Origin of the sequence: Streptomyces sp. NBC_00996, assembly GCF_045162675.1 — a bacterium.
Classification (GTDB): domain Bacteria; phylum Actinomycetota; class Actinomycetes; order Streptomycetales; family Streptomycetaceae; genus Streptomyces.
Map to the genome: position 1 here is coordinate 7,398,414 of NZ_CP108723.1, position 23,127 is coordinate 7,421,540.

Consider the following 23,127-nt stretch of genomic DNA (forward strand, 5'->3'; position numbering starts at 1 on the left):
GTGTCACAAACGCCACGGTCACCGCGGTCACAGCAGGTGTGCCGCGTCCTCGATCACCGGGAGCAGCCGGCGGGCCATCGCTCCCACGGCCCCGTCCGCCGGCTCCAGCGCGAGCGCGGCCTTCACCACCCCCGCGGCCTGCGGATCCCGGCCCGCGGTCGCCGCGAGCGCCACCACGAACTGTTCGACGAGCCAGTCCCGCAGTTCGTCGAGCGGCGGCTCCTTGTCCTCGTCGAGCCAGATCAGCGAGGCGGCCTCCACGGCGGTGATCCACATCCGTACGGTCATCCGCAACCGTGGCCCGGGTTCGGCGACCGCCAGATGATCGAGAATGTGCTCGGCGGCGGCGCGCCGCACCCCGTCCACTATGGCCGTGGTCCGGGACGTCTCGACGACGCTTCCGCCCTGCAGCAAGGCGCTGAACCCGGCGTCGTGCTGGTCCACGAACGCGAGATAGCGGTCGAGCGCCCGGGACAGCCGCTGGGTGAGCGGTCCCTGCGGGGGCTCCGAGAAACAGTGCTCCAGTTCCTCGGCCGCGGACCGCAGGGCGGCCTCGTACAGCTGCTGCTTGCCGCCCGGGAAGTACCGGTACACCAGCGGCCGCGACACACCGGCCGCCTCCGCCACGTCGTCCAGCGAGACCTCCTCGGGCGCGCGGTGCGCGAAGAGGGACAGCGCCGCCTCGAGCAGCTGACTGCGCCGCTCCTCGACACTCAGCCGTCGGTACGCGCGGGTGGGAGTCTCGGAGGTCATGTCGGCAGCGTATCCATGGATTCGCCCCCGCCGCCCCTACCGATTCTGTCCCTGACGGGGGCAACAGCGCCCCGTCAGGGCCGCGAGGGACTGCGCGACAAGCCCCGGCCCACCCGCACCCAAAAACAGCCAGGGGGGCTGGGGGGCAGAGCCCCCGTCAGGGGACGGGCAGGGGCGGAGGGGGCGAAGACCTCACGCCAGCAATCCCGACGACTTCCACAGGCGGCGCCCGGCCCCCCGCAGCACCCCGATGTCGTCCAGGAAGTCCGTCAACCGCTTCGCCCCGGTCTGCATCACCTCTCGCCGGTGCCCACTCGCCTTGACCTGCGTCATGGCCTCACGCTTGTCGAGCCCGACATTCGTGTAGACCTCGGGATTGATGAACGCGACCGAGAAGACGCGCGCGAACTCCCCGGAGGTGACCCGGGTGAACTCCTGGGACCAGCGCGGCGCCGTCACCATCTGCCGACGCAGCTCCTCCCGCGCGTACCGCACATGCCGCGCCTCTTCTACGACATGGATGCGCGTGACCCCCCGGATGAGCGTCTGGACCCGCTCGTCCGGGAACGTCAGCCGCTGCATCCAGTCGAGGATCTCCTCGCCGAGCAGCGTCGCCGTGAAGGACCCCGGTGTGGTCGAGATGGTCTTGAAGAGCCGCCCGAGGTTCAGGTGGGCCCGGCTCACCGGGTAGTACGGCGTCCCGCCGTGCGAGATCAGCCGGGCGAACATCTTGGAGTGCCGGCACTCGTCCTCGATCTCGGTCAGCGCGTACCGCACATGCGCGCTCGTGGCCGGCTTGTCGTAGATGTGCCGCACCAGCAGCTGCATCAGGATGATCTCGAACCAGATGCCCAGGGACGCGAGCGCGGCGGCCTCGTGCTGGGACAGCGCGATCCGCTGCTCCTCGCTCATCCGCCGCCACATCGGGGTGTCGTACAGCGACACCAGCTCCGGCGGCCAGAACCACTTGCCCTCCTCGAAGGGCGCGTCCCAGTCCAGCTCCTTGTCCGGATCGAAGGAGTGCTTGGCGGAAGAGTCGAGCAACCGCTCGGCCACCTGCTCCCGGTCCTTGAGCAGACCGAGCGCGTCGCGGAGACCATCGAGTCCGTCTTCCGTCACCGTCGTCATGACTGTTCCCACCTCGTTGTACGGGATCTGCAGGGGTTACCGGCGGTCACGACTTATGAGACTGCTTGTCAGCAAGCTCGTCAATCCCCTGCGTCCGACTTGTTGACGACGCGTCTACCCCGTGTGAGCCTGCGATGTATGCCGACGCATGAGCTGTACGCCAAGGACTCGGGAGACCCGCTCTGGCAGGTACCGGCCTCCGGGGCAGCACGTTTCAGCTGGGAGTACGACGACGGTCGTGACCGGCTGCTCGCCCTGTACCAGAAGGGCAAGGACAAGCAGTGGGACGGCCAGAGGCGGATCGACTGGGACCTCGAAGTGGACCCGTACGACCCGCTCGGCACCCCCGACGAGGCGATGACGCTGTACGGGACCCCGTACTGGACGAAGATGACCGACCGGGACAAGGGTGAACTGCGCAAGCACTACGCCTCCTGGCAGTTCAGCCAGTTCCTGCACGGCGAGCAGGGCGCGATGATCTGTGCGGCGCGCATCGTCGAATCGGTCCCCGACCTGGACGCCAAGTTCTACTCGGCGACCCAGACCATGGACGAGGCCCGGCACGCCGAGATCTACGGCCGCTTCCTGCACGAGAAGATCGGGATGCTCTACCCGATCAACGACAACCTGCAGTCCCTCCTCGGCGACACCCTCCGTGACTCTCGCTGGGACATGCCGTACCTGGGCATGCAGGTCCTGATCGAGGGCCTGGCCCTGGCGGCCTTCGGAATGATCAGGGACACGACCGACAAGCCTCTGCCGAAACAGATCCTGGCGTACGTGATGCAGGACGAGGCGAGGCATGTCGCCTTCGGCAGGATGGCGCTCCGCGACTACTACAAACAACTCTCCGACGCCGAACTCCGCGAACGCGAGGAATTCGTCATCGAGGGCTGCTACTTGATGCGTGATCGCCTGCGCGGTGTCGAGGTACTGGAGAACTTCGGCATTCCGAAGGCCGAGGCCGAGGAATACAGCGAACAGTCCGAATTCCTCGCCCTGTTCCGCCGGTTGCTGTTCTCCCGGATCGTCCCCTGCGTCAAGGACATCGGCCTGTGGGGCAAGCGTCTCCAGCAGGCCTACGTCGACATGGGCGTCTTCGAGATGGGCAACGCGAACCTCGACCAACTCATGGCCCAGGACGAGGAGATCGCGGAGCAGCTGGACGCGGAACGGTTCGCGGCGGAGGAACGGGAGCGGGTCGCGGAGGTACAGGACGCGATCGAAACCGGCGGCACCGAACTCTGACCGCTCAGTCACGTGAGCCCCCCGTCAAGAGACTGCGCGGTTCCCCGCGCCCCTTGAAGAGGCGCGGGGAACCGCGCGACAAGCCACCACCGGCCCGCATCCGAAAGGCCGGTACGGGGGTGGGCAGGGGCGGCGGGGGCGGCAGGCGCGGCCGGGCCGAGGAAACCTCTAGTGCCGGGTCAGCCAGGGTTTGCCCGTTGAGGAGCGGCGTCCGGTGCGTGCTCCGGGGGTCCCCCCGGCCGAAGGCTGGGGGAGTGCCGGCCGGAAGTCCTCGTACTGGATGTACTTGGGCTTTCGGCCGGTGCGGCGAGTGGGGGCACCTCCCACGCCCTTGAGGCAGTGGGGGAGCGTGCCGGGCGTCGCGACGGGGCGAACCTTGGCTGACGCGGCACTAGGCACCCCCGGCCGGGAAAGACGTCCGCAGGGTGAATGCGTGCTGGGTGGGGCCGTGTTCGCGCAGGTGGAGGAGGCGGGACTCGGCCTCGGCCACTGTCGGGCGGTGGCCCGACGGAACCCACCAGAGGACCGCCATCGCCTCCTCCAGGCGTTCGAACCACTCGCGACGGCGGGCCAGCAGTTCCCGGTGCTGCCCCTGGTACATGAAGGCCGTCAGCGCGTTCGTGTCACGCCAGGTGGACATGTTGACGATCAGCCAGTCGTCCCCGAAGACGGGGACATCGGTCGCGTTGCCGGAGTCGCTCTGGAGGCGCCAGACGAATCCGTCGGCCGCGTCCGCGACGGCGTTCACGGGGTCGAGGGCTTCGACGAAGTCCTTCAGCTGGGGAGAGTCCAACGGGGCTTGGAGACGGGCGATGTTGACCTGGGCGAGTTCGTACCTGGCTACCGGCTGCGTCATGACCGAACGGTAGGTCACGCGTCCACCGCACAGCACCCCCCGTCTCACGAAGCGGGCACCGAGGGCCACCGGTCCCGCTCCACCACCCATGTCACCAGTCGTTGCGCCACCCCACTTCACCAGCAGCCCCCAGCATCCAGGGCCACCAGCCGCCCCACCCCCAGGGCCATTAGCCGCCCCACGCCCAGGGCCACCACGCGCCCCACCCCCGGGCCTCAGAACCCGAGCACCGCCTTCATCACCGCCTTCGCGATCGGCGCGGCGTCCCCGCCCCCGCTGATGTCCCCGCGATTGGCCGCCGCGTCCTCGACGACGACCGCGACGGCCACCGCGGGCTCCATGGCGTCGTCGGCCTGCGCCCAGGAGATGAACCAGGCGTACGGCAGGCCGGAGTTGCCGACGCCGTGCTGGGCGGTGCCGGTCTTGCCCCCGACGGTGGCGCCGGGGATGGCGGCGCTCGTGCCGGTGCCCTCCGTCACGACGTCGGTCATCAGCTCGCGCATGAGCAGCGCGGTCGTCGGATTCATCGCCTGGTGGAGGGGCCTCGGGCCGTTCGTGGACACCGTGGCACCGCCCTTCGTGGTGGTCCTCTCCACCAGGTAGGGGGACTTGACGGATCCCCCGTCCGCCACGGCCGCCGAGACCATCGCCATCTGCAGGGGAGTGGCGCGGGTGTCGAACTGCCCGATGGAGGAGAGGGCCAGCTGCGCGTTGTCGAGCTGCGTGTCGAAGTTGCTGGGCACGACCGAGAACGGGACCTTCAGCATCCGGTCGTTGAAGCCGAAGTTCGCCGCCGTGTGCGTCATGTCGTCGAGGCCCACGTCCACACCGAGCTTCGCGAAGACCGTATTGCAGGACCACTCGAATGCTTCCCGCAAAGACGCGTCCTCGCAGCCCCGGATCTCGTTCGTGAGCCTCGTCGTCGTGCCGGGCAGCCGGTACGGGTCCGGCGATGCCGTCGGCGCGTCGAGATCGGTCACCACACCCGCGTCCAGGGCGGCCGCGGCCGTCACCACCTTGAACGTCGAGCCCGGCGGATACGTCTGCCGGATCGCCCGGTTGAGCATCGGCTTGCCGGCGTCCCCGTTCAGCCGCGCCCACGCCCCTGTCACCGCCGAGCCGGTCCCGGACAGCTCCCCGGGGTCGTACGACGGTGTGGAGACCAGCGCCAGGATGCGGCCGGTGGACGGCTCGATCGCGGCGACCGCGCCCCGCCGCGAGCCGAGTCCCTTGTACGCCGCCTGCTGCGCGGCCGGGTTGAGTGTCGTGACCACCTTGCCGGCCGGGTAGTGGGCGCGGGTGATGTCGTTCCACAGAGGGAGCGGGGCGAGCATCGGGTCGGTGCCGGCGAGGATGCCGTCCTCGGCGTTCTCCAGGAACGTCGTCCCGTACAGCTGCGAGGCGAAGCCGGTCACGGGTGCGTACAACGGACCGTTCCGGTACGTCCGTTCATGGCGGAGCTGCTCACCCGTGTCCTTGGAGCCGGTGACCGTGCTGCCGCCGACGACGATGTCGCCGCGCGGCTGGTCGTAACGGGCGATCGTGCGACGGCGGTTGGCGGGGTTGTCGTCGTACGACCGCGCCTGGAAGACCTGGATGCGGGTGGCGTTGAGCAGGAGGGCCACCAACAGCAGGGCGCACAGGACCGCGGCCCGTCGGATGTACTTGGTCATGGTGAGACCTCCCGAACACTCACGGCGCCGCCGTCCCGTCGTACTGACTGCGGGCCGAGTCGCTGATCCGGATCAGCAGCGCCACGATGATCCAGTTGGTGACGACCGAGGAGCCGCCCTGCGCGAGGAACGGCATCGCCATCCCGGTGAGCGGGATCAGACCGGTCACCCCGCCCGCGATCACGAAGACCTGGAGCGCCACGATCGACGCGAGGCCGATCGCGAGGAGCCGTCCGAAGGGGTCGCGCAGGGCGAGACCCGCCCGGTGGCCGCGCTCCACGAGGAGGGCGTAGAGGAGGAAGATCCCCGACAGGCCGACCAGGCCCAGCTCCTCGCCCGCGGTCGCCAGGATGAAGTCCGACTTGGCGGCGAAGCCGATGAGGATCGAGTGGCCGAGCCCGAGACCGGTGCCGAGCATCCCGCCGGCGGCGAACGCGAAGAGGGACTGGGCGAGTTGGTTGGGCCCCTGGCCCGCTTCGATCGAGGCGAAGGGGTGCAGCCAGTCCTGCACCCGGCTGTGGACGTGCGGTTCGAGCCAGCCGACGGCCGCCGCGCCCACGCAGGCCAGCAGCAGCCCGACCGCGATCCAGCCGGTGCGGCCGGTGGCGACGTACAGCAGGATCACGAACAGGCCGAAGAACAGCAACGAGGTGCCCAGGTCCCGCTCCAGTACCAGCACCAGCACGCTCAGCAGCCAGATCGCGACGATCGGACCGAGTACGCGGCCGGTGGGCAGCTGGAGTCGCTTGAACTTCCAGATCTGGCGGCCGGTGTACGCGAGCGCGTTGCGGTTGGCGGCCAGATATCCGGCGAAGAAGATCGCGAGGAGCACCTTTGCGAACTCGCCCGGCTGGATGGAGAATCCGGCGATCCGGATCCAGATGCGGGCGCCGTTCACGGCAGGGAAGAGGATCGGCAGGATCAGCAGCGCCAGCGCGCTGACGACGGAGACGTACGTGTAGCGCCGAAGGACGCGGTGGTCGCGCAGGAAGAACACGGCCGCGATGAAGAGCGCGACACCGAGTGTCGACCAGCTGAGCTGGATGGGAGCCGCGCGGTCGCCCGGGGTCTCCAGATCGAGCCGGTAGATCAGTACCACGCCCAGGCCGTTGAGGAGCACGGCGATGGGGAGCAGCAGGGGATCGGCGTACGGCGCCCGCAACCGCACCGCCAGGTGCGCGAGCAGCGCGAGCACGCCGAGCCCGGCGCCGTAACCGGCGGCGCCGGGCGGGACGGTGCCGTTCTTCGCGAAACCGACAGCGCAGTAGCCGTACACACAGAGCAGGACGGCGACGACGATGAGGGTGAACTCGATGCCGCGGCGCCTGGGCAGGCGTACAGCGGGTGCGGGCGGGGCCGCTGTCGCTGTCGTTCCGGGCTGATTCATGACCGGAACGTAGCAAGCAAGGAGCCTGATGTCCCGTTATGTGATGACAAACAGGCTGTTCCAGTGTATCTGCCGGGGATGCCGGCGTCGGCGGATCAGCACCGGGGAGGAGAGTCGGCGGTGCGGATGAAGCGCGCGGGGCCCCAGGACCAGACGCCGTTGCCGTCGATCAGATACCAGAGGGTGTCGCCGCTGACCGGCAGGCCCCGGGTCTTGCAGACGATGCGGACGAACTCGCCGTTCTGTGCGACACGGACCAGCTGGCCGTCGAACGGGGAGCTTTGCAGGGCCAGCCCGCCGTTCATGTCGACCCTGCCCCTGGTCGTGGGGCCGATATCGAGTCCGGCGACCCCATCGGCGAAGGGGTCGAGTCCGTCGACGTCGGCGCCGGAGAAGTCGACACCACTGACCACTCCGTCGTCCCACTCGAGGCTGTCGGCGCTCCCGGGGTCCAGGCCCACGTCGGCGACGGCGGGGGTGGCGCCGGCAAGGGCGACGAGGCTGCCCGCGGCGAGAGCTATGGCGAGACGTGCGTACGTGGATCGCTGGAACATGGAAGCTCCTCCAAGAGGGGGCGAACCTGACTAATCGCCACATTAGGAGCGGGTGTGGGCAGGCGCAGGTCACACTGCGCCATCGGGGATGCCGAGGCACCCAGGGTCCTCCGGACGGCCCTTCGGGCCGCTCCCGAAGGACGTGGGCTTGCTCCGGCAGGTCGTTCAGGATGCTCCGGAAAGTTGTTCGGAGAGGTCGGACTGAGGGAGCGTCAGGGTCGCCAGCGCGCCTCCCTCGGGCGGGTTGCCGAACGTCAGCCGCGCGCCGAGTACCTCCGTCTGGCCGAGCGCGATCGTCAGCCCGAGCCCGTGCCCCTTCGAACCGCCCTCCGTACGGAAGCGCTGCGGCCCGTGTGCCACGAGGTAGTCCGGATAGCCGCGGCCGTGGTCCCGCACGGTGACGACCGGCCCGTCGACCGTCAGCACCACCGGCCCGGCGCCGTGCTTGTGCGCGTTCGCCACCAGATTCCCCAGCACCCGCTCCAGCCGGCGCCGGTCGGTCTCCACGCGCACATCCCGTACGACCCGGACCTCGGTGTCGGTTCCCGAGGCCCGCACTACCCGCTCGGCCAGCGGAGCCAGCGGTTCCGAGTCCAGCTCCAGCCGCTCGCTCCGGGCGTCGAGGCGGGAGATCTCCAGCAGGTCCTCGGTCAGGGTGCGCAGCGCGGCCACCCGGTCGCGCACCAGCTCGGTCGGGCGCCCCGGAGGCAGCAGTTCGGCCGCCGCGTGCAGCCCGGTCAGCGGGGTGCGCAGCTCGTGCGCCACGTCCGCGGTGAACCGCTGCTCGCTCAGCAGCTTGCTCTGCAGCGAGGACGCCATCGTGTCGAGGGCCCCGGCGACCGCGCCCACCTCGTCCGGGGGGCGCGTCGGATCCTGCGTACGCGCGTCGTTGACGCGCGCGTCCAGGTCGCCCCCGCTGATCCGCCGCGCCACCTGTGCCGTCGCGTGCAGCCGACGGGTCACCCGGGTCACCGCGAACGAGCCCACCAGCAGCGTCGCGCCGATCGCCAGCGCCGAGGACCACACGATCGCCCGGGCCAGGGCGTCGATGGTGTGGGCGCCCTGCGCGTAGTCGTACTGGACAGCGAGCGCGCGTGCGCCGTCCGCGGGCCCGGCCGCCCACATGGTGGGGTGCCCGTCCTGGTCGCCGACCATCGTGCCGCGTTTCCCGTCCCCCGCGAGCTCGCGCAGCGCGGTCGGCAGCCCGGGAAGGTCGACGCCCGCGTCCGGCGGCAGCCGGTCTCCCGCCTCGTACCGCGTGGTCACGTCGGTGAGCCGGTCGAGCGCGCGGCCGCGGGCCTCGCCGACGGTCTGGTCGGTCACCGAGACGTGCACGAGGATGCCGAGGAGCGCGGCGAGGCCACAGCACATCACGGTGATGAAGGCGGCCGCCTTCCAGGTCAGGGTGGCGGTCCACTGGGGGAGGCGCTGAAGGGTCTGTCTCATGAGGCGCTCGCGGAGGGCGAGAGCGTGGGGGTCGGCGTCTTCGGCGGGGTGGTTCCCACCCGCAGGATCTCGTCGCGCGTCGCCAGCATCGCGTTCTGGTGCGGGTCCCAGGCCCATACCGTACGGAACTCGTATCCGGGCAGTGTCGACGGCGAGCGGATGATCACGTCACGGCCCGCCAGCTCCACGCTGACCACGCTGTCCGCGGTGCCCATGACCTGCACCAGCCTGTGGTGCATGAAGGTGTACACACGCACCCCCAGCTGGTCCTTGGGGAAGCGGATGCCGAGTACCAGGTCGTCCTTCCCGTCGCCGGTGAGATCGCGGTAGTACGCCTGGAGGATGGGGCACTTCCTGCCCTGTGCGCCCTTCTTGCCGCAGTCCTTCAGCTGGTCGACGGTCTGTGCGTACACGGCATGCGGCCCGGTGTACTCGTCCGGGTGCGCGGCGACCTCGGCGCGCACCACGGCGACCGGATCCACCCGGTGGATGTCGTCGCCCGGTGCCGTGATGCCCTTGACCGTCTCCGTGTCCGCCTCGCCGTAGTCGAGGGCGGGCGTCGAGGCGGGCGGCACCTCGGGCCACAGCTTGGTCGGGCCGACGGCGGTGAGAGTGGCCCCCGCGGCCCGCAGGTCGCCGGAGTCGCCGCAGCCCGCCAGGGTCGCCACGAGTACGGCGGCGACGGCGGCACCGAGGACCGCACGCGTGGGCCTTCCGGCTGCCCGCGCGAGGCGGCTGGGGCGGCTGGGGGTCACTGCACTCCTGCGTTCGGGTCGTCCTCGCCCCACAGGGCGCTACTGCGCGAGGTCGGCGTAGAGAATGATGTTGTCGGCGCGGTGGCCGTCCACGAGGGGCCGCCCACCACAGGTGATCAGGCGCAGCTCCGGACGGCCGATCGCCCCGTACACCTTATTCGTAGGGAAGTCCTTTTTGTTCACCTGCCGGTGGTTGTAGGGCGCCACGACGGCCGTGCGGTGCTCGTGACGCTGTATGGCGCTGGTGCTGCTCATGCGCCGTTGCGTCACGGCTCCGCGAGTTCCTCGAGGAGGCGGGCCGTGGCCAGCCCCGCCCGCAGGTACTCCACGAACAGATCGTTGTGCAGCGCCCACGGCGAGCGCCGGGCACGTATGAGCCGTATCGCGTCCTCGGAAGTGTGCCCGGCGAGGACGAGCGCGTGCGCGACGACCAGTCCCGAACGGTTGTACCCGTGATAGCAGCGCACCAGAACCCGGCGCCCGTCCTCCAGCGCGTCGTCCGCGGCCCGCGCGAGTCGCATCACACCCGCGATTTGCGTACCGTCGAGGGGTCCGTCCGGAATGGGCCACACATGGTGCTCGACGCCGGGATCCGGGCCGTGCCCCGGCAGTCGCAACAGCGTCAGGACCAGGTCGAACTCATCTCGTACGACAGCGAATTCCGGCTCACCGGAACGGCCCGAGAACGCGTGTCCGCCCATCCACAGGCCGGGCACGATCTCGCTCCAGGGGCTGTCCGGAGCGGGCACATCGGGTTGCCTTCTGCGAGTCCGCAACGGCACCTCCCACCGAATCCCAACTCCCCCAACTCCTCCCAAAGGTAACCGGGTTCTTGCCCCTGGAGCACCCCGCCTGTTCCCATGGTCATGGGGTGATGGTGCATGAGCGGACTGCGCGTCATACCGTCCTGGCGGCACGGTCAGGAGCGGCTGTACGTCTGTCTGGCGGACGGGAGGAACGTCGCCTGGTACGACCGTGAGGCGGCCCGGGTCAACCTGCTCAGCGAGGACCGGCGCGAGGACGTGCTCGATGTGCTGGGCCCCTTCCTGAGCGGCCCGGTGACGGTGGGGCCGCCGCCGGTCCCGACCCCGGCGGAGCTGGCCCGGCTGACCCTCCACCCGGACGACGACCTCGCGCCGAACCGGCCCGGCGAGGCGCTGGTGATCGCACTCGACCGGGATCCCGGCCCGGCGCACCGGCTGCGTCCCGATCCACGGCGCCGTGCGCTGGCCGCCGAGCAGGCTGTCGGCGAGGCCCTGGACCAGCTGGAGGGCGCGGGCTGGCACACCCTCCACTCGATCCCGCTTCCCGGTGGCGACCGCATCCACCACCTGCTCATCGGTCCAGGCGGCCTCTTCTGCCTCCGCACCCTCTACGGCCGCAAGCAACGCGTGCTGATCGCCGATCCCATGGTCACCGTGGGCCGCCACGAGTCGCACCCGCTGCTGCGCCGAGTCCGTGCGGACGCCGACCGCGCCTCCTACGCCCTCACCGCCGAGGTCCACCCCGTCCTCGCCGTGTCCGGCCCCGCCGACCTGGACGTCATGGCACCCCCACGCGAGGTCCGCATCCTCCAGGACACCGACCTCGCCTCCCTGGTCCGCCTGGGCGGCGTCCTGAAACCCGCGGACGTGGAGGCCCTCCACGCGATGGCCCGCGACCGCTATACGTGGTCGCGGGTGTGATGCGGCTGTCGGCCGACCTGGGGCTGCGCCCCCACACCCCTTTCAAGGGTGCGGGGAACTGCGCGATCTTTTGAGCGGGGGTCTGGGGGCGGCAGCCCCAGGTACGGGACGGGTAGGGGCGGAAGGGGTGAAAACCCACGCAGGCGCCCACGCCGGCTCAGGGCAGCGGCCCGGCGTGACGGGGATTCAGGAGCGGCGCGAGGAGATCGCCGTACCGCTGGAGGCGAGGGGGGACGTCCGGCGCGCGGAAGGCCAGTCGGTTCGCGGTGGTGCACTGGGTGACCTCCTCCCAGGTCACCGGAGCCGACACGGTGGGCTCGGCCCGGGCTCGGAGGGTGTACGGGGTCGCCGTCGTCTTCCGCGCAGCGTTCTGGCTCCAGTCGACGAACACCTTGCCGCCCCGCAGGTTCTTCGTCATCCGGTGGGTGACACGCCCCTGCAGCACACGCTCGGCCTCGACGGCGAGCTCCTTCGCGTACGCGGTGACCTCCTTGGACGGCGTCGGTTCCAGCGCCGCCAGCAGATGCAGCCCCTTCGACCCGGAGGTCTTCGCGTACGCCGCGATTCCGTCCGTGGCCAGCCGCTCCCGCAGCCACAGCGCGACCTCGCAGCACTCGACGATCGTCGCGGGCGCCCCCGGGTCGAGGTCGAACACGAGCCGGTCGGCCTCGCCGGGGGTGTCCACCTGCCATTGCGGCGTGTGGAACTCGGTGACGAGGTTCGCCGCCCACATGAGCGAGGCCAGGTCCTGGATCAGGACCATACGGGCAGGGCCCTCCGAGCGGGGGACGTGGGCGGTCCTGACCCACTTGGGCGTACCGGGCGGCACGTTCTTGGCGAAGAAGACCTGCCCGTCCGGCCCGTCGGGGTAGCGGAGGAAGGAGAGCGGCCGGTTGTGGAGGTGAGCGAGGAGCGCGTCCGCGACGGTCGCGTAGTAATGCAACACCTCGCCCTTGGTGAAGCCGGACGCGGGGTACAGCACCTTCTCCAGGTTGCTGAGCGCGAGCCTGTGTCCCTCCACCTCCGTGATCGGCGTCATGGATCGAGAATCCCATGAAAACGGATCGAAAAAGACTGGTCCCGGACGTTGTCGTCCTCGGCCGGGGCGCCCAGCCATGTCTTGTACGGCTTGGCCACAGCGCCCGACTGCGTACTGGCCATGTCTACGTCTCCTGTCCCCCTGGTCCCCTCTCGTGTCGTGTTGGTCCCCTCTCGTGTCGTGCGGCTCGGGCCGTGTGCTCCGGGCAGTTGTGGAAGCCCCGGACACGCCAGGCCCCGTCCTGCTCGGAGAGCACCCAGCTGTCCAGCGCCCGGTTCTCGTTCCGCGGCTCGGTCTCGCCCGCCAGGAGGATGGCGCCCTTGCTGATCACGAGGGCCGTCCGCGGCCCGGGGAACCGCACGCTCTGCACGTCGTGGACGGCCCGGGAGTCCCTGAGCGGCCCGGCGAAGGCGGCCGCCATGGCGGTGCGGATCTCCTCCTTGTCCCGCAGACAGGTGCCCGGCAGCAGCGCGGTCGCGTCGGCCGCGTAGTCCGCGACGAACGCGTCCGGGTCGTTCGCCGCCCAGGCGGTGTAGACGCCGTCGAGAACGGCGAGTACGGCCCGCTCGGCGACGTCCTGTGCGGCCTGGACGGGGGCGGTGTCGGTGCTGGTCATGGTCTTTCCCTTTCGTTGTTCCGGCGTTCGGTCATGCAGACCAGCCGTGTCGCCGAAAGGAATCGGGGCGCGCGGCACCGGGGGAGGGCGCCTGCGGATGTGCCGTCGCGAACGTCCGTTTAGCCTGGCTTCAGCCTGAATTTCTTGGCTTCACACGCACCTCTCGAATCGATGTCAGGAAGGTGCTGCACGTGCGATCCATATGGAACGGCGCCATCTCCTTCGGCCTGGTCAGCATCCCCATCAAGCTCGTGAACGCCACGGAGAGCCACTCGATCTCCTTCCGCCAGATCCACCTCGACGACGGCGGCCGCATCCGCTACCGCAAGGTCTGCGAACTGGAGGACCGCGAGGTCTCGACCCCGGAGATCGGCAAGGCGTACGAGGACGCGGACGGCACGCTGATCCCGATCATGGATGAGGACCTGGCCTCGCTGCCGATCCCGACCGCCAGAACGATCGAGATTGTGGCCTTCGTACCGGCCGAGCGGATCGACCCGCTCCAGATGGAGACGGCGTACTACCTGTCCGCGAACGGCGTGCCCGCCGCCAAGCCGTACGTCCTTCTGCGCGAGGCCCTGAAGCGCAGCCAGAAGGTCGCCGTCGCGAAGTTCGCGCTGCGCGGGCGGGAGCGGCTCGGCATGTTGCGCGTGGTCGACGACGTGATCGCCATGCACGGGCTGCTCTGGCCGGACGAGATCCGCGCCACCGACGAGGTCGCCCCGGACACGAGCGTCACCGTTCGCGAGCAGGAACTGGACCTGGCGGATGCCCTGATGGACACCCTCGGCGAGGTCGACCTCGAAGACCTGCACGACGACTACCGCGAAGCCGTCGAGGAGCTCATCGCCGCCAAGGCTTCCGGCGTCGAGGCGCCCGCCGCCCCCGCGGGGGAGCGCCCCGGTGGCAAGGTGCTCGACCTGATGGCCGCCCTGGAGAAGAGCGTGCGCGCGGCCAAGGAGTCGCGCGGCGAGGAAGCGGGCGAGCCCGGCGAGGTCACGCCCCTTCCGGCCCGCCGTACGGCCGCCCGAAAGTCCGCTCGTGCGGCCCCCAAGGAGGTCGGCGGCAAGAAGTCGACGTCCGCGGCGAAGAAGACGGCGGCCAAGAAGACGACGTCGAAGAAGACCACCGCGAAGAAGTCGACCACCAAGACAGCCACCAAGGAGGCTGCCGGTACGGCCACCAAGCAGACGGCGACCAAGAAGACCGCCGCGAAGAAGACTGCCGCGAAGAAGACTGCCGCGAAGAAGGCCGCACCACGGAAACGGGCATCGGCCTGAGCCGTGCGACGTCGCGGGGAACTGCGCAGTCTTTTGGCGGGGGCCTGGAGGCGCAGCCCCCAGGGACGGGACGGGGAGGGGCGGAGGGGGCGAAAACCCTCAGGCCGGACGTCGGCCCCCCGAGGTCGCCCAGTACGCCGCAACGCCGGCACCGCATTGTGCCCGCCGAACCCGAACGAGTTGCTGAGGGTGAGATCGCCCAGCGGCGGCAGCGCGCGGGGGCTCTTGGTCACCACGTCCAGCTCGATGGCGTCGTCCTGGACCTCGCAGCCGATGGTCGGCGGAATCAGCCCGTGGTGCAGCGTGAGCACGGTGGCGACGGCCTCCACACCGCCACGAACGCGGCCTCGATCCTGGTCGGCTTCGCGATGTACGCCCAGTCGCTGGTCGTTTGCAACTGCTCCGGCTGCCCGAGGCCACCGGCTACGGGCTGGGCGAGTCCATGCTGGCCATGGGCCTGTGGATGGCCCCGGCGGGCCTGATGATGATGCTGATCTCGCCGGTCGGCGCCAAGCTGTCGGCCGCGAAGGGCCCGAAGGTCACCCTGATCGTCGGCGCCCTTGTCATCGCCCTCGGCTACGGCGTCTCCCTGCCACTGATCAGCTCCGGCTCCCCGTGGGGCCTGCTGCTCGTGACCGTCGTCGGCAGCTCGGGTGTCGGCTTCGCCTACGGTGCGATGCCCGCTCTCATCATGAGCGCGGTGCCCCGGTCGGAGACCGCCTCGGCCAACAGCTTCAACACGCTGATGCGCTCCATCGGCAGCTCCGTGTCCGCCGCCGTGATCGGCGTGGTCCTGGCGCAGATGACCACCAAGTTCGGCGTCCACTCCCTGCCGTCCGAGAACGGCTTCCGCGTCGCCATGCTGATCGGCTGCGGCGTGGGTCTCGTGGCCGCGGCCGTCGCCTCCCTCATCCCCGTCCGCACCGCGGCCGACGGGCAGTCGGAGCCCGGCGTCGTATCGGACGCCGCGTCGGCGGCGTCGGCGGCGAAGGCGTGACCTGCTGACGCTCGCTTCCAGCGCGGTCAGGGGCGGTCCACGGGGGATCGCCCCTGACCGCTTTCGCCGGTCGACAGCCGTTCGATTCCCCCTCACTCCCGGCAGGCCCTTGCCGCTACCGCGAGAAGTCCACCCCCCGCGCCAACGCCACCCGCCCCGAGTAGTTCACGGTGTTGGTCGCCCGGCGCATGTACGCGCGCCAGGCGTCGGAGCCGGACTCGCGGCCGCCGCCGGTCTCCTTCTCGCCGCCGAACGCACCGCCGATCTCCTTCTCGCCGCCGAACGCACCGCCGATCTCCGCGCCCGACGTAGCGATGTTGCCGTTGACGATGCCGCAGTCCGCGCCGCCGGCGGCCAGGAACCGTTCGGTGTCCCATCGCGCCTGGTCCCGGCGCTGTGGGACGTTCCCCCCGTGCATGGTCGAACCCTGGAGTTGTCTGGTCTGGACTAACCCTCCGGGCCTGGTCACTCTGGCCATGACATGAGCACAGCCGACAAGATCTGGTCGAGGACATGGCAAGAAAGCGCCCTGCGAGCACCGGAACGCGCGAGGACCTCCCCATGGCGCCCGCAGACCCCAACGTGCGGTAATTCTGTGAAGAGTTGTGAAGCAAGAGGACAAGTGATGCCGCGCCGTTCGATCGAATTGGCCGGATTCCGACCCCTCATCCAGCACGGCATCCGGATCGGCGGAACAGCCCACACACGTTGGGAGGCCGGCGAGGGCCTGGCCTCCGTCGGCCGCGCCGTTCCGTAGTCAGCCCGGGATCCGCGACGTGCCGGGGCGGCTCTGTACGACGTGCCGGGGCGGCGCCGTCGCGCGCGGCGCGCTCTACGCACTGCGGGCAAGCGCCGTGCCGACGGGCGTCCCCTCGTCACCGACCGCGGTCTGCCCCCCCGGCGGGCCCGACGCGGGCGTCGGGCGCTCCCCGGGCGGCTCGCCGGCTCGTGCAAGCGTCTGCGCAGTGCCGTGGTTGCAGTGCCGTGGGCTGCGGAGGGCGCCGGGCGGGCGCTCCACCGTGGCGACTCCAGTCGGTTTCACCCGCGGCGGGTGATGCCACGGCGACGGCTCGGGCGAACGCTGGTCCAGTGCCGTTCGGTCACACGCGCTCGCCGTGGTGACGGGCGCGTCCGTGTGTCGGAGGAGGGCTCGTGAACCAGTACCCGCCCATCGCGGAGCACGGAATGGTCGGCGATCTCCAGACGGCGGCCCTGGTGTCGTCCGGCGGAACGGTCGACTGGTGGTGCACCCCCCGCTTCGACTCGCCCAGCGTCTTCGCCTCGCTCCTGGACAGCGAACGGGGAGGCCACTGCCGTCTCGCCGCCGAGGCGGACGGGAACGGGATGACGGTCCGGCAGCTGTACCTGTCCGACACGGCCGTCCTCATCACCCGGTTCATGGGACCGGGAGGCGTCGGCGAGGTCGCCGACTTCATGGAGCCGATCGATTCCCCGACGCCCACCGACCGGCACCGTCTGGTCCGGGTCGCCCGCGTCGTACGGGGCGGTCTGTCCTTCGCCTTCGACTGCCGTCCGCGTTTCGACTACGGACGCGCCTCGCACACGCTCACCCGGGGCGACGATCACTCCGCCGTCTTCCACGGCCCCGGGACGGATCTGCAGGTGCAGTCCACCACCGGTGTCGCCCTCCGGGCCGACGGCGACGACCTCACCGCCCACTTCACCCTCGACGCCGGTCAGGCAGCCGCCATCGTGCTGACCAGCACCGCGAGCGGCGGTACCGCTCCGGCCCCGCCGACGCTGGACGGCATCGCTCAGGCGCTGGAGGCGTGCCGGGTCTTCTGGCACTCGTGGCTGCGTTCGTGCACGTACCGCGGACGCTGGCAGGACATGGTGAACCGCTCCGCGATCACGCTCAAGCTGCTCACGTACGCGCCCACGGGGGCGCCCGTCGCCGCGGCCACCATGGGGCTGCCCGAGCAGGTCGGCGGCGAACGCAACTGGGACTACCGGTACACCTGGATCCGTGACGCCTCGCTGTCCGTGAGGGCCCTGATCGACCTCGGCTTCGAGTCGGAGGCGACCGCCTTCCGCCGTTGGCTGCACCACCGCATGGAAGCCGGCGGCACTGCCTCGGGCGACCCGCTGCAGATCATGTACCGCGTCGACGGCGACCCGCATCTGGCCGAGGAGAAGCTCGACCACCTGGAGGGCTACATGGGCTCGAGGCCGGTGCGTGCGGGCAACGGGGCGGCCGGTCAGCTCCAGCTCGACATCTACGGCGAGGCCTCCGACGCGCTCGTCGTGACCGGTGACGTGGGTGCGATCCGCGGCTGGAAGTCGCTGCGCGATGTGCTCGACTGGCTCACCGATCACTGGGACCGGCCCGACGAGGGCATCTGGGAGACCCGCGGGGGCCGACAGAACTTCACGTACAGCCGGCTGATGACCTGGGTGGCGTTCCAGCGCGGTGTCCACGCGGCCACCGCCTTCTCCCGTCCCGCCGACATCGACCGCTGGACCGAGGCCCGCGACGCGGTCTTCCAGCAGATCATCGAGCGGGGCTGGCACGAGAAGCGACAAGCCTTCGTCCAGCACTTCGACACCGATGTCCTGGACGCCTCGCTGCTGCTGATGCCCCGGGTCGGTTTCCTCGCACCGCGGGACCCGGACTGGCTCAGCACCCTCGACGCGATGGACGAGGAACTGGTGAGCGACAGCCTGGTCTACCGGTACGACCCAGCGGCCTCGCCCGACGGACTGCGCGGCTCCGAGGGGACGTTCAACCTGTGCAGCTTCCTGTACGTGGAGGCCCTGGCCCGCGCCGGTCGGCTCAACCAGGCCCGGTACGCCTTCGACAAGATGCTCACGTACGCCAACCCCGTCGGCCTCTTCGCCGAGGAGATCGGCCCTTCGGGCGAACAGCTCGGGAACTTCCCCCAGGCGTTCACCCATCTCGCCCTGATCACGGCCGCCATGGCACTGGACGAGCAACTGGGCAAGGCGGAGACAGGGCCGGATCACGGCCGCCCGACGCCCGTCCGCTACCGCTACACGGTGCCTCCCGAGAGCCGGACCGGCCGAACCGCCGGCTGAGAGAGCGGGTGACGCCGGTGACGATCGTCGTTGCCGGAATCCATCCGCAGCCGGTCAGCACGTAGCCGACCCACTGGGTGAGGCGGATCACCGACGCGCAGATCCAGCTTCTCGCCCCGCGAGAACGCGTCCCAGACCCGCCGCTCCACCGGAGTCAGATCCTCTGCGCGCACGGTTCTCCCCGCCCCCTGGCCGTCCCGGCGGGGAGATTACCCGAGAGGCACCGGGCCTGACGCAGCTATGCCCGTGGAGCGGGTGACGAGAAGCGAACGCGCGCTCTCGGCCTGGGAAGCTTGGGTATCCAGGACTCGTTGCCCTGCCGACCTGTGGTGCTCCAAGAGCCGCGCCCCGGCCGTGCCCGTCACTGGCGCGGCCGGGGCGGACCATGTTTCCGGTCCTGCCGCACTCAACAGCGGCAGGCGCCGCGTTGATCGGTGTCCGATCCCCGGTCCATCGCTGCGCACCGCGGAACCGGATGTCCCACGGAACACGCACCGACGGGATCGCCGTGGCGGTCACCCGCCGATTCGCGGTCGAACCCGCCCTCGCCGCAAGAGTCGGTGCGGATGCCGACTGCTCCGGGGACACCGGCGGACATGCCCTGCGGACTCAGCCCCTGACGCGCTCGTTGTCCAGCGTTGCCCCGGCGTCTCGCTGACTCGGGATTGCCGCGAGCGCTCGCACCGCCATACCCGCCCGGTGCTCGTCGGCCGCCACGCTCAGCGCACGGGCCGCCTCGTTGAAGCGGACGACGGACGACGGACGGCGGGTCGGAGGGGCCCAGCAGGTGCAGCTTGAGCTCGGTGCGGGCCTCGGCGCAGGTGTCCTTCTCGGGATGGCGCACGGACTCCAGCAGGGCCGGCATGCCGGAGGCGTCCGGAGCGAGGACGGCGCCTGCCCGGACCGTGGGGAAGGTTGCCCGGAAGTCCTGCTCGGGAAGGCCGCTGGTGTTGGTGAGCGGCTCGATGATCTTCAGCTGTTCGATGATCGAGCCCGGCCATCCGTGCGTCACGATCAGCGGCAGCGCGTTCTCGTGCTTCGAGCGGACGTGGATGAAGTGAATGTCCAGCCCGTCGATCTCGGTGACGAATTGCGGCAGAGCTTTCAGCTTCGCCTCGGCCTTGCGCCAGTCGTACTCCGACGCCCAGTACCGCGCGAGCTCCTTCATCGTCTCCAGCTGCGTGCCCTGCGACTGATCCGCGACGGTCTCCTTCTCAGGCCACCGCGTCGCCACAATGCGCGCGCGCAGATCCTCGAGTTCCGCCTCCGGGAACTCGAACGTGAACGGACGGATCGCCGGATTCTGGGGGGCGACAGACATGTTGTGTCTCCTTGCTATCTGTTTTCTTACCCGCCGGCGGCATGCGCCGGCGCATTTCTTGCGGGAGGACCCCGGGATCGGTACGGCGTTCGAGAGCTGCATCTCACCGAAGCGCTCGTGCGGCCCGGCGACCGAATCCGTGGCGGCAATCCGCCGATCCCCTCGCGACTCGTCCACCATCGCTGAGCCCGCGCGCCGTCGGCCCAGGGAAACCCCCGGGGATTGCCCCCGGGGTCGCATCCCGGGGTCGCATCCCGGGGTATCGCCTTCGCCCTGAAATCGGCGGATACCCCGGCTCACGCGCGACATGGGCGGCGCGCCCCGTGCGCGGGCACACCCGTGACCTTCAACAGGGCGACCGGGTCTGTTACTGAGGTTGAAATCGTGGTGTCACGCAGGTCATGCGGGTCTGATGCTCAGGCCTCATGCGGGTCTGATGCTCAGGACGGTCTCGGCGAGACAGCCGTCTACGGCGCCCAACTACCGGTGCCGGATCGTCCCGTCCGCCGAGATGTGGGCGGCGTGCGAGCCGAAGTCCTCCTCCGACACGCTGGAGACGAGGTCGATTGCCTCGCCGCCCGGCTCCGGCGTGCCTGGCTCCACGATCTGGGTCGGGCGCAGGCGCCCGGACACGTAGGTGCCGTCGGCGCGGAGGGTGACTTGCAGCACGCCGCTGGTTGAGAGTGTGCCGCCGAGGCTGAGCACCTTGTAGCCGGTGAAGTTGCCCAGGCTGTAGGCGATCAGTCGGCCCTTGTAGAACTCCATTCCCCGTATCACGTGCGGGCCGCTGCCCACGACGAGGTCGGCGCCGGCGTCGATCACCGCACGGCTGAAACGGTAGCTGTCGCCGCGGTTCTCGCCGAGGAAGTACTCGGTGCCGGGCTCCACGTGGGTGCGGTCCGAGCCCTCCGCGCCGGCGTGCATCGTGACGATCACGAGGTCCGCCATCTTTGCGGCGCGGGCGGTGAGTCGTTTTGCGGCGGGGATGTTCGTGAGGTCGCTCGCCCCTTGGTCGGGAGCGAACCCGATCAGCGCGACCCGGATGCCGTGGACCCGCTGGACGGTGATCTGGCCCAGGCGGCCGGTGAACGGCAGGTTCACGGAGCGCAGAGCGGCGAACGTCTCGCGCCGCCCCTCCGCGCCGAAGTCGTCGATGTGATTGTTCGCCGTGTTCATGACCGTGAACCCGGCCTTCTTGAACCAGCGGGCGTAGGACGGCGGGGCGCGGAACGCGAAGCAGTTGGGGCCCTCGATGTCGTCGCACTTGCTGGAGCCGCCGGTGGTGAGTGTGCCCTCCAGGTTCCCGAGCACCACATCGCCGGCGAGCAGGTCGTCGACAGGGTCGAAGAATGAGGCGCCGCCATCCGGCGGCAGGTCGTCCGGCAGCGAACCCATCACGACGTCCCCCACGGCAGCGATCCGCACATTGCCGGCAGGACGCGGCGGCGCCGGCGCACCGGACGCCGTGATCCCGGTCGTCCGTAGGGGGGCCTGGGCGGAGCCGATGGAGATTGCGCCCTCGGAGCCGACACGGGACACGAACGTCGCAACGACCACCACACCGGTCCCGACCAGGCCGAGGGCGAACAGGCGGTGACGGCGCACCGCCTTCTGCCGCTCGCGCCGCTGCTGAGGACGCTGCCCGCCGGACGTGATCACCGGCTCATGCTACGAAGCAGGCACCCATCCTTCACGCAGGGTCATCGACCGGCGTGTTCCCGACGCCGTTCCCGTTCGCGCTCGACGCCGTCCGGGCCGCCTCGTGGCACCGGACCCATCTGAAGGAGTTCGGGACCGCCAAGGAGGGCACGTGTTCGGCAACGAACGCGGGGGAGTGGTCGGCTCTTCCACCTACTGGCTACTGGCGAGTGTGGGAGTACGCGCTCCCGTGGTTCCCCGCACGACCTGGCACGTGTCCGGCACGTCCGTCGTGGGTGTCGGCGTTCTGCAGTCCGCTGTCTCTCCGGCCGCTGCACTCGATCACCTCACGGTCTGGGTGGTCATTGGCCCGTGGCGACCTGGGGGCCTTTGCCCTTCGCCGACGCGACAGGACATGCGGCGCATCCCGAACGCCCACGCCCTGAATCTGAACATCGAATACGCAACCGCTACACGGGGGGCGTTGGATCTGCACAAGAGCATGCCGGATGGCGCTCGGTCGGTGCGGAGTGTCAAGTCGGAAACGCCGCGGGGATACCAGTCATCCTCCGACCCATGCAGTTTGTAGAGAAGCTGCCCTCAATTCGTGTTCAGGTCTGCACGAATGCGTAGCCCGCGCGTTCAACTGCCCTGGCGAGGATGCCGTTTGACTGGATGCTCGGCGTGCTCCGTGATTTGATCCTTTGCGCCGCCAGGGCCGTACGAAGGTTCCCGGAACCAGACGTCACGCGCCTGCGGCTGCGGCTCGCCGTTCGTCCCCACATGGGCCGCTCCCCCCTTGCAGAACATTCATACGAAGGGAAGTCCCACCATGAACTCCGCTCCCCAGGTTCAGACCGTTGAGATCTCCGATGCCGAGCTCGACAACGTCTCCGGCGGCCTGAGCCCGCACGTCGGCGTCATCGCCGGACCCACGGCGGTCAGCGACTCGGACATTCTGGCTCAGGTCGACGCAGTCAAGAGCGAGGCCCTGGGCGCCGGCAGCCAGTACCACCAGGCCGGCGTCTTCGTCTCCTTCTGATCGGTAGCCTCCCGCTGCTGAGCTGTCGGCAGTTGTCGACGTTGCTCACAATGGAGCGCCCTTCCACGGCCCCAACAGACGGCCGGGGAGGGCGCTCATGCGTTGGGGGGTGCCCCTATCTCCTTCGTCAAGGGGCGGGTCGGTTGATCTGTTGTGGTTCAGGTGGTTTGGGGGACGGCGTGTGGTTCGAAGAAGGTGCCGTCGCGGAGCATGGCGAACAGGACGTCGACGCGGCGGCGGGCGAGACACAGCAGGGCCTGCTTGTGCCGTTTCCCCTCCGCCTTCTTCCGCTCGTAGTAGTGCACCTCCCCTCCTACTGTGGAGACCGTGACCGGAGGGATAGTTGGGGGTCATGGCATCCAGGAAGCGCATCTACGACGCCGAGTTCCGTGAGGGGGCGGTGCGGTTCGTGACGGAGACCGGGAAGCCGATTCCGGAGGTGACCGAGGATCTGGGTATCCATCCCGGGACGCTGCACAGCTGGGTCTCGCGGGCCCGGCGGCCCGAAGCGCACGAGCTTCCGGGAGCAGCCTGCCTGGGAAGCAGCCGCCAGGGAAGTCGTGCACGCAGGCCGACTGGTCATCGAGGGCCTCGCCTCATCCATGCGGCCGGAAGAGAGTGAACCGGCACGGAAACTGCTGCTGACGATGGA

The 23,127-nt window shown here is 69.8% G+C and carries 19 protein-coding genes and 6 pseudogenes; 7 read left to right on the plus strand and 18 right to left on the minus strand.

Annotated elements, in window-relative coordinates; all coding sequences use genetic code 11:
* Nucleotides 1-27 precede the first annotated feature (27 nt).
* Nucleotides 28-753, minus strand: a complete 726-nt coding sequence (locus OG390_RS34795) for a TetR/AcrR family transcriptional regulator (RefSeq protein ID WP_406173363.1) — start codon at nt 751-753, stop codon at nt 28-30.
* A gap of 192 nt (nt 754-945) precedes the next feature.
* Nucleotides 946-1,881: a diiron oxygenase gene (locus tag OG390_RS34800; RefSeq protein ID WP_406173365.1), complete on the minus strand. Its 936-nt coding sequence runs from the start codon at nt 1,879-1,881 to the stop codon at nt 946-948.
* Between the two features lie 138 nt (nt 1,882-2,019).
* Between OG390_RS34800 and OG390_RS34805 the strand changes: the two genes are divergently transcribed.
* Nucleotides 2,020-3,129 (plus strand): ferritin-like domain-containing protein, encoded by a 1,110-nt coding sequence (locus tag OG390_RS34805; protein ID WP_406173367.1) that lies wholly within the window; start codon nt 2,020-2,022, stop codon nt 3,127-3,129.
* Between the two features lie 391 nt (nt 3,130-3,520).
* On the opposite strand, the gene OG390_RS34810 is transcribed toward OG390_RS34805, so the two are convergent.
* The 8 genes and pseudogenes from OG390_RS34810 to OG390_RS34845 form a co-directional block, all read right to left on the minus strand.
* Entirely contained in the window at nt 3,521-3,985 is a 465-nt protein-coding gene (locus OG390_RS34810; RefSeq protein WP_406173368.1) for a DUF3291 domain-containing protein, read from the minus strand.
* 215 nt (nt 3,986-4,200) lie between these two features.
* Nucleotides 4,201-5,658 (minus strand): penicillin-binding transpeptidase domain-containing protein, encoded by a 1,458-nt coding sequence (locus tag OG390_RS34815; protein WP_406173370.1) that lies wholly within the window; start codon nt 5,656-5,658, stop codon nt 4,201-4,203.
* A 19-nt stretch (nt 5,659-5,677) separates the two neighbouring features.
* On the minus strand, nt 5,678-7,045 hold the full coding sequence (locus OG390_RS34820; RefSeq protein WP_406173372.1) for an FtsW/RodA/SpoVE family cell cycle protein: 1,368 nt from the start codon (nt 7,043-7,045) through the stop codon (nt 5,678-5,680).
* Between the two features lie 95 nt (nt 7,046-7,140).
* Nucleotides 7,141-7,599, minus strand: a complete 459-nt coding sequence (locus OG390_RS34825; protein WP_406173374.1) for an SH3 domain-containing protein — start codon at nt 7,597-7,599, stop codon at nt 7,141-7,143.
* A 165-nt stretch (nt 7,600-7,764) separates the two neighbouring features.
* Nucleotides 7,765-9,045 (minus strand): ATP-binding protein, encoded by a 1,281-nt coding sequence (locus OG390_RS34830; protein WP_406173376.1) that lies wholly within the window; start codon nt 9,043-9,045, stop codon nt 7,765-7,767.
* Nucleotides 9,042-9,800, minus strand: a complete 759-nt coding sequence (locus OG390_RS34835) for a hypothetical protein (protein ID WP_406173377.1) — start codon at nt 9,798-9,800, stop codon at nt 9,042-9,044. Before OG390_RS34835 ends, OG390_RS34830 begins: the two co-directional genes overlap by 4 nt.
* A 39-nt stretch (nt 9,801-9,839) precedes the next feature.
* A pseudogene (locus tag OG390_RS34840) lies at nt 9,840-9,986 on the minus strand (class F sortase); the annotation flags it as partial.
* An 80-nt stretch (nt 9,987-10,066) separates the two neighbouring features.
* Nucleotides 10,067-10,576, minus strand: a complete 510-nt coding sequence (locus OG390_RS34845) for a dual specificity protein phosphatase family protein (RefSeq protein ID WP_406173379.1) — start codon at nt 10,574-10,576, stop codon at nt 10,067-10,069.
* A 105-nt stretch (nt 10,577-10,681) separates the two neighbouring features.
* Between OG390_RS34845 and OG390_RS34850 the strand changes: the two genes are divergently transcribed.
* Nucleotides 10,682-11,485: an NERD domain-containing protein gene (locus OG390_RS34850; RefSeq protein ID WP_406173381.1), complete on the plus strand. Its 804-nt coding sequence runs from the start codon at nt 10,682-10,684 to the stop codon at nt 11,483-11,485.
* A gap of 157 nt (nt 11,486-11,642) precedes the next feature.
* Here the strand turns inward: OG390_RS34850 and ligD are convergent, their stop codons facing one another.
* From ligD to OG390_RS34865, 3 genes are read right to left on the minus strand one after another with little or no spacing between them, the layout of a single operon-like run.
* Nucleotides 11,643-12,524 (minus strand): non-homologous end-joining DNA ligase, encoded by an 882-nt coding sequence (gene ligD, locus OG390_RS34855; protein WP_406173383.1) that lies wholly within the window; start codon nt 12,522-12,524, stop codon nt 11,643-11,645.
* Nucleotides 12,521-12,646 carry a hypothetical protein gene (locus tag OG390_RS34860; RefSeq protein WP_406173385.1) on the minus strand — a complete coding sequence of 42 codons (126 nt, stop codon included), beginning with the start codon at nt 12,644-12,646 and terminating at the stop codon, nt 12,521-12,523. The genes ligD and OG390_RS34860 overlap by 4 nt, the downstream gene beginning before the upstream one ends.
* A gap of 2 nt (nt 12,647-12,648) precedes the next feature.
* Entirely contained in the window at nt 12,649-13,140 is a 492-nt protein-coding gene (locus OG390_RS34865; protein WP_406173387.1) for an SgcJ/EcaC family oxidoreductase, read from the minus strand.
* 182 nt (nt 13,141-13,322) lie between these two features.
* Here OG390_RS34865 and OG390_RS34870 point away from each other — a divergent pair, with 182 nt between their 5' ends.
* Nucleotides 13,323-14,420 carry a Ku protein gene (locus OG390_RS34870; protein ID WP_406173389.1) on the plus strand — a complete coding sequence of 366 codons (1,098 nt, stop codon included), beginning with the start codon at nt 13,323-13,325 and terminating at the stop codon, nt 14,418-14,420.
* Between the two features lie 128 nt (nt 14,421-14,548).
* Here the strand turns inward: OG390_RS34870 and OG390_RS34875 are convergent.
* Nucleotides 14,549-14,755: pseudogene (locus OG390_RS34875) on the minus strand (beta-ketoacyl-ACP synthase); the annotation flags it as partial.
* Between OG390_RS34875 and OG390_RS34880 the strand changes: the two are divergent.
* Nucleotides 14,756-15,417 (plus strand): annotated as a pseudogene (locus OG390_RS34880) (MFS transporter); the annotation flags it as partial. It lies immediately after the preceding pseudogene.
* Nucleotides 15,418-15,532: 115 nt separating this feature from the next.
* Here the strand turns inward: OG390_RS34880 and OG390_RS34885 are convergent.
* Nucleotides 15,533-15,790: pseudogene (locus tag OG390_RS34885) on the minus strand (hypothetical protein); the annotation flags it as partial.
* Between the two features lie 779 nt (nt 15,791-16,569).
* On the opposite strand from OG390_RS34885, the gene OG390_RS34890 reads away from it, so the two are divergent.
* Nucleotides 16,570-18,474: a glycoside hydrolase family 15 protein gene (locus OG390_RS34890; RefSeq protein WP_406173391.1), complete on the plus strand. Its 1,905-nt coding sequence runs from the start codon at nt 16,570-16,572 to the stop codon at nt 18,472-18,474.
* Between the two features lie 406 nt (nt 18,475-18,880).
* Here OG390_RS34890 and OG390_RS34895 read toward each other — a convergent pair whose 3' ends face one another.
* Together OG390_RS34895 and OG390_RS34900 are read right to left on the minus strand one after the other, a co-directional pair.
* Nucleotides 18,881-19,795, minus strand: coding sequence for an epoxide hydrolase N-terminal domain-containing protein (locus tag OG390_RS34895; RefSeq protein ID WP_406173393.1), 915 nt, complete (start codon nt 19,793-19,795; stop codon nt 18,881-18,883).
* A gap of 480 nt (nt 19,796-20,275) precedes the next feature.
* Nucleotides 20,276-21,454 (minus strand): CapA family protein, encoded by a 1,179-nt coding sequence (locus OG390_RS34900; protein WP_406173395.1) that lies wholly within the window; start codon nt 21,452-21,454, stop codon nt 20,276-20,278.
* Nucleotides 21,455-22,265: 811 nt separating this feature from the next.
* Between OG390_RS34900 and OG390_RS34905 the strand changes: the two genes are divergently transcribed.
* Nucleotides 22,266-22,475 (plus strand): hypothetical protein, encoded by a 210-nt coding sequence (locus OG390_RS34905; protein ID WP_406173397.1) that lies wholly within the window; start codon nt 22,266-22,268, stop codon nt 22,473-22,475.
* Nucleotides 22,476-22,633: 158 nt separating this feature from the next.
* On the opposite strand, the pseudogene OG390_RS34910 reads toward OG390_RS34905, so the two are convergent.
* Nucleotides 22,634-22,774 (minus strand): annotated as a pseudogene (locus OG390_RS34910) (IS110 family transposase); the annotation flags it as partial.
* 53 nt (nt 22,775-22,827) lie between these two features.
* On the opposite strand from OG390_RS34910, the pseudogene OG390_RS34915 reads away from it, so the two are divergent.
* Nucleotides 22,828-22,923, plus strand: a pseudogene (locus OG390_RS34915) (transposase); the annotation flags it as partial.
* Nucleotides 22,924-23,127: the final 204 nt, after the last annotated feature.

Excerpts from the sequence above, each read along its gene's own strand:
- OG390_RS34905 (WP_406173397.1), top strand. The coding sequence starts at position 22,266 with ATGAACTCCGCTCCCCAGGTTCAGACCGTTGAGATCTCCGATGCCGAG.
- ligD (WP_406173383.1), bottom strand. The coding sequence starts at position 12,524 with ATGACGCCGATCACGGAGGTGGAGGGACACAGGCTCGCGCTCAGCAAC.
- OG390_RS34815 (WP_406173370.1), bottom strand. The coding sequence starts at position 5,658 with ATGACCAAGTACATCCGACGGGCCGCGGTCCTGTGCGCCCTGCTGTTG.
- OG390_RS34810 (WP_406173368.1), bottom strand. The coding sequence starts at position 3,985 with ATGACGCAGCCGGTAGCCAGGTACGAACTCGCCCAGGTCAACATCGCC.
- OG390_RS34800 (WP_406173365.1), bottom strand. The coding sequence starts at position 1,881 with ATGACGACGGTGACGGAAGACGGACTCGATGGTCTCCGCGACGCGCTC.
- OG390_RS34795 (WP_406173363.1), bottom strand. The coding sequence starts at position 753 with ATGACCTCCGAGACTCCCACCCGCGCGTACCGACGGCTGAGTGTCGAG.
- OG390_RS34850 (WP_406173381.1), top strand. The coding sequence starts at position 10,682 with ATGAGCGGACTGCGCGTCATACCGTCCTGGCGGCACGGTCAGGAGCGG.
- OG390_RS34895 (WP_406173393.1), bottom strand. The coding sequence starts at position 19,795 with ATGTCTGTCGCCCCCCAGAATCCGGCGATCCGTCCGTTCACGTTCGAG.
- OG390_RS34820 (WP_406173372.1), bottom strand. The coding sequence starts at position 7,045 with ATGAATCAGCCCGGAACGACAGCGACAGCGGCCCCGCCCGCACCCGCT.
- OG390_RS34805 (WP_406173367.1), top strand. The coding sequence starts at position 2,020 with ATGCCGACGCATGAGCTGTACGCCAAGGACTCGGGAGACCCGCTCTGG.
- OG390_RS34865 (WP_406173387.1), bottom strand. The coding sequence starts at position 13,140 with ATGACCAGCACCGACACCGCCCCCGTCCAGGCCGCACAGGACGTCGCC.
- OG390_RS34860 (WP_406173385.1), bottom strand. The coding sequence starts at position 12,646 with ATGGCCAGTACGCAGTCGGGCGCTGTGGCCAAGCCGTACAAGACATGG.
- OG390_RS34830 (WP_406173376.1), bottom strand. The coding sequence starts at position 9,045 with ATGAGACAGACCCTTCAGCGCCTCCCCCAGTGGACCGCCACCCTGACC.
- OG390_RS34825 (WP_406173374.1), bottom strand. The coding sequence starts at position 7,599 with ATGTTCCAGCGATCCACGTACGCACGTCTCGCCATAGCTCTCGCCGCG.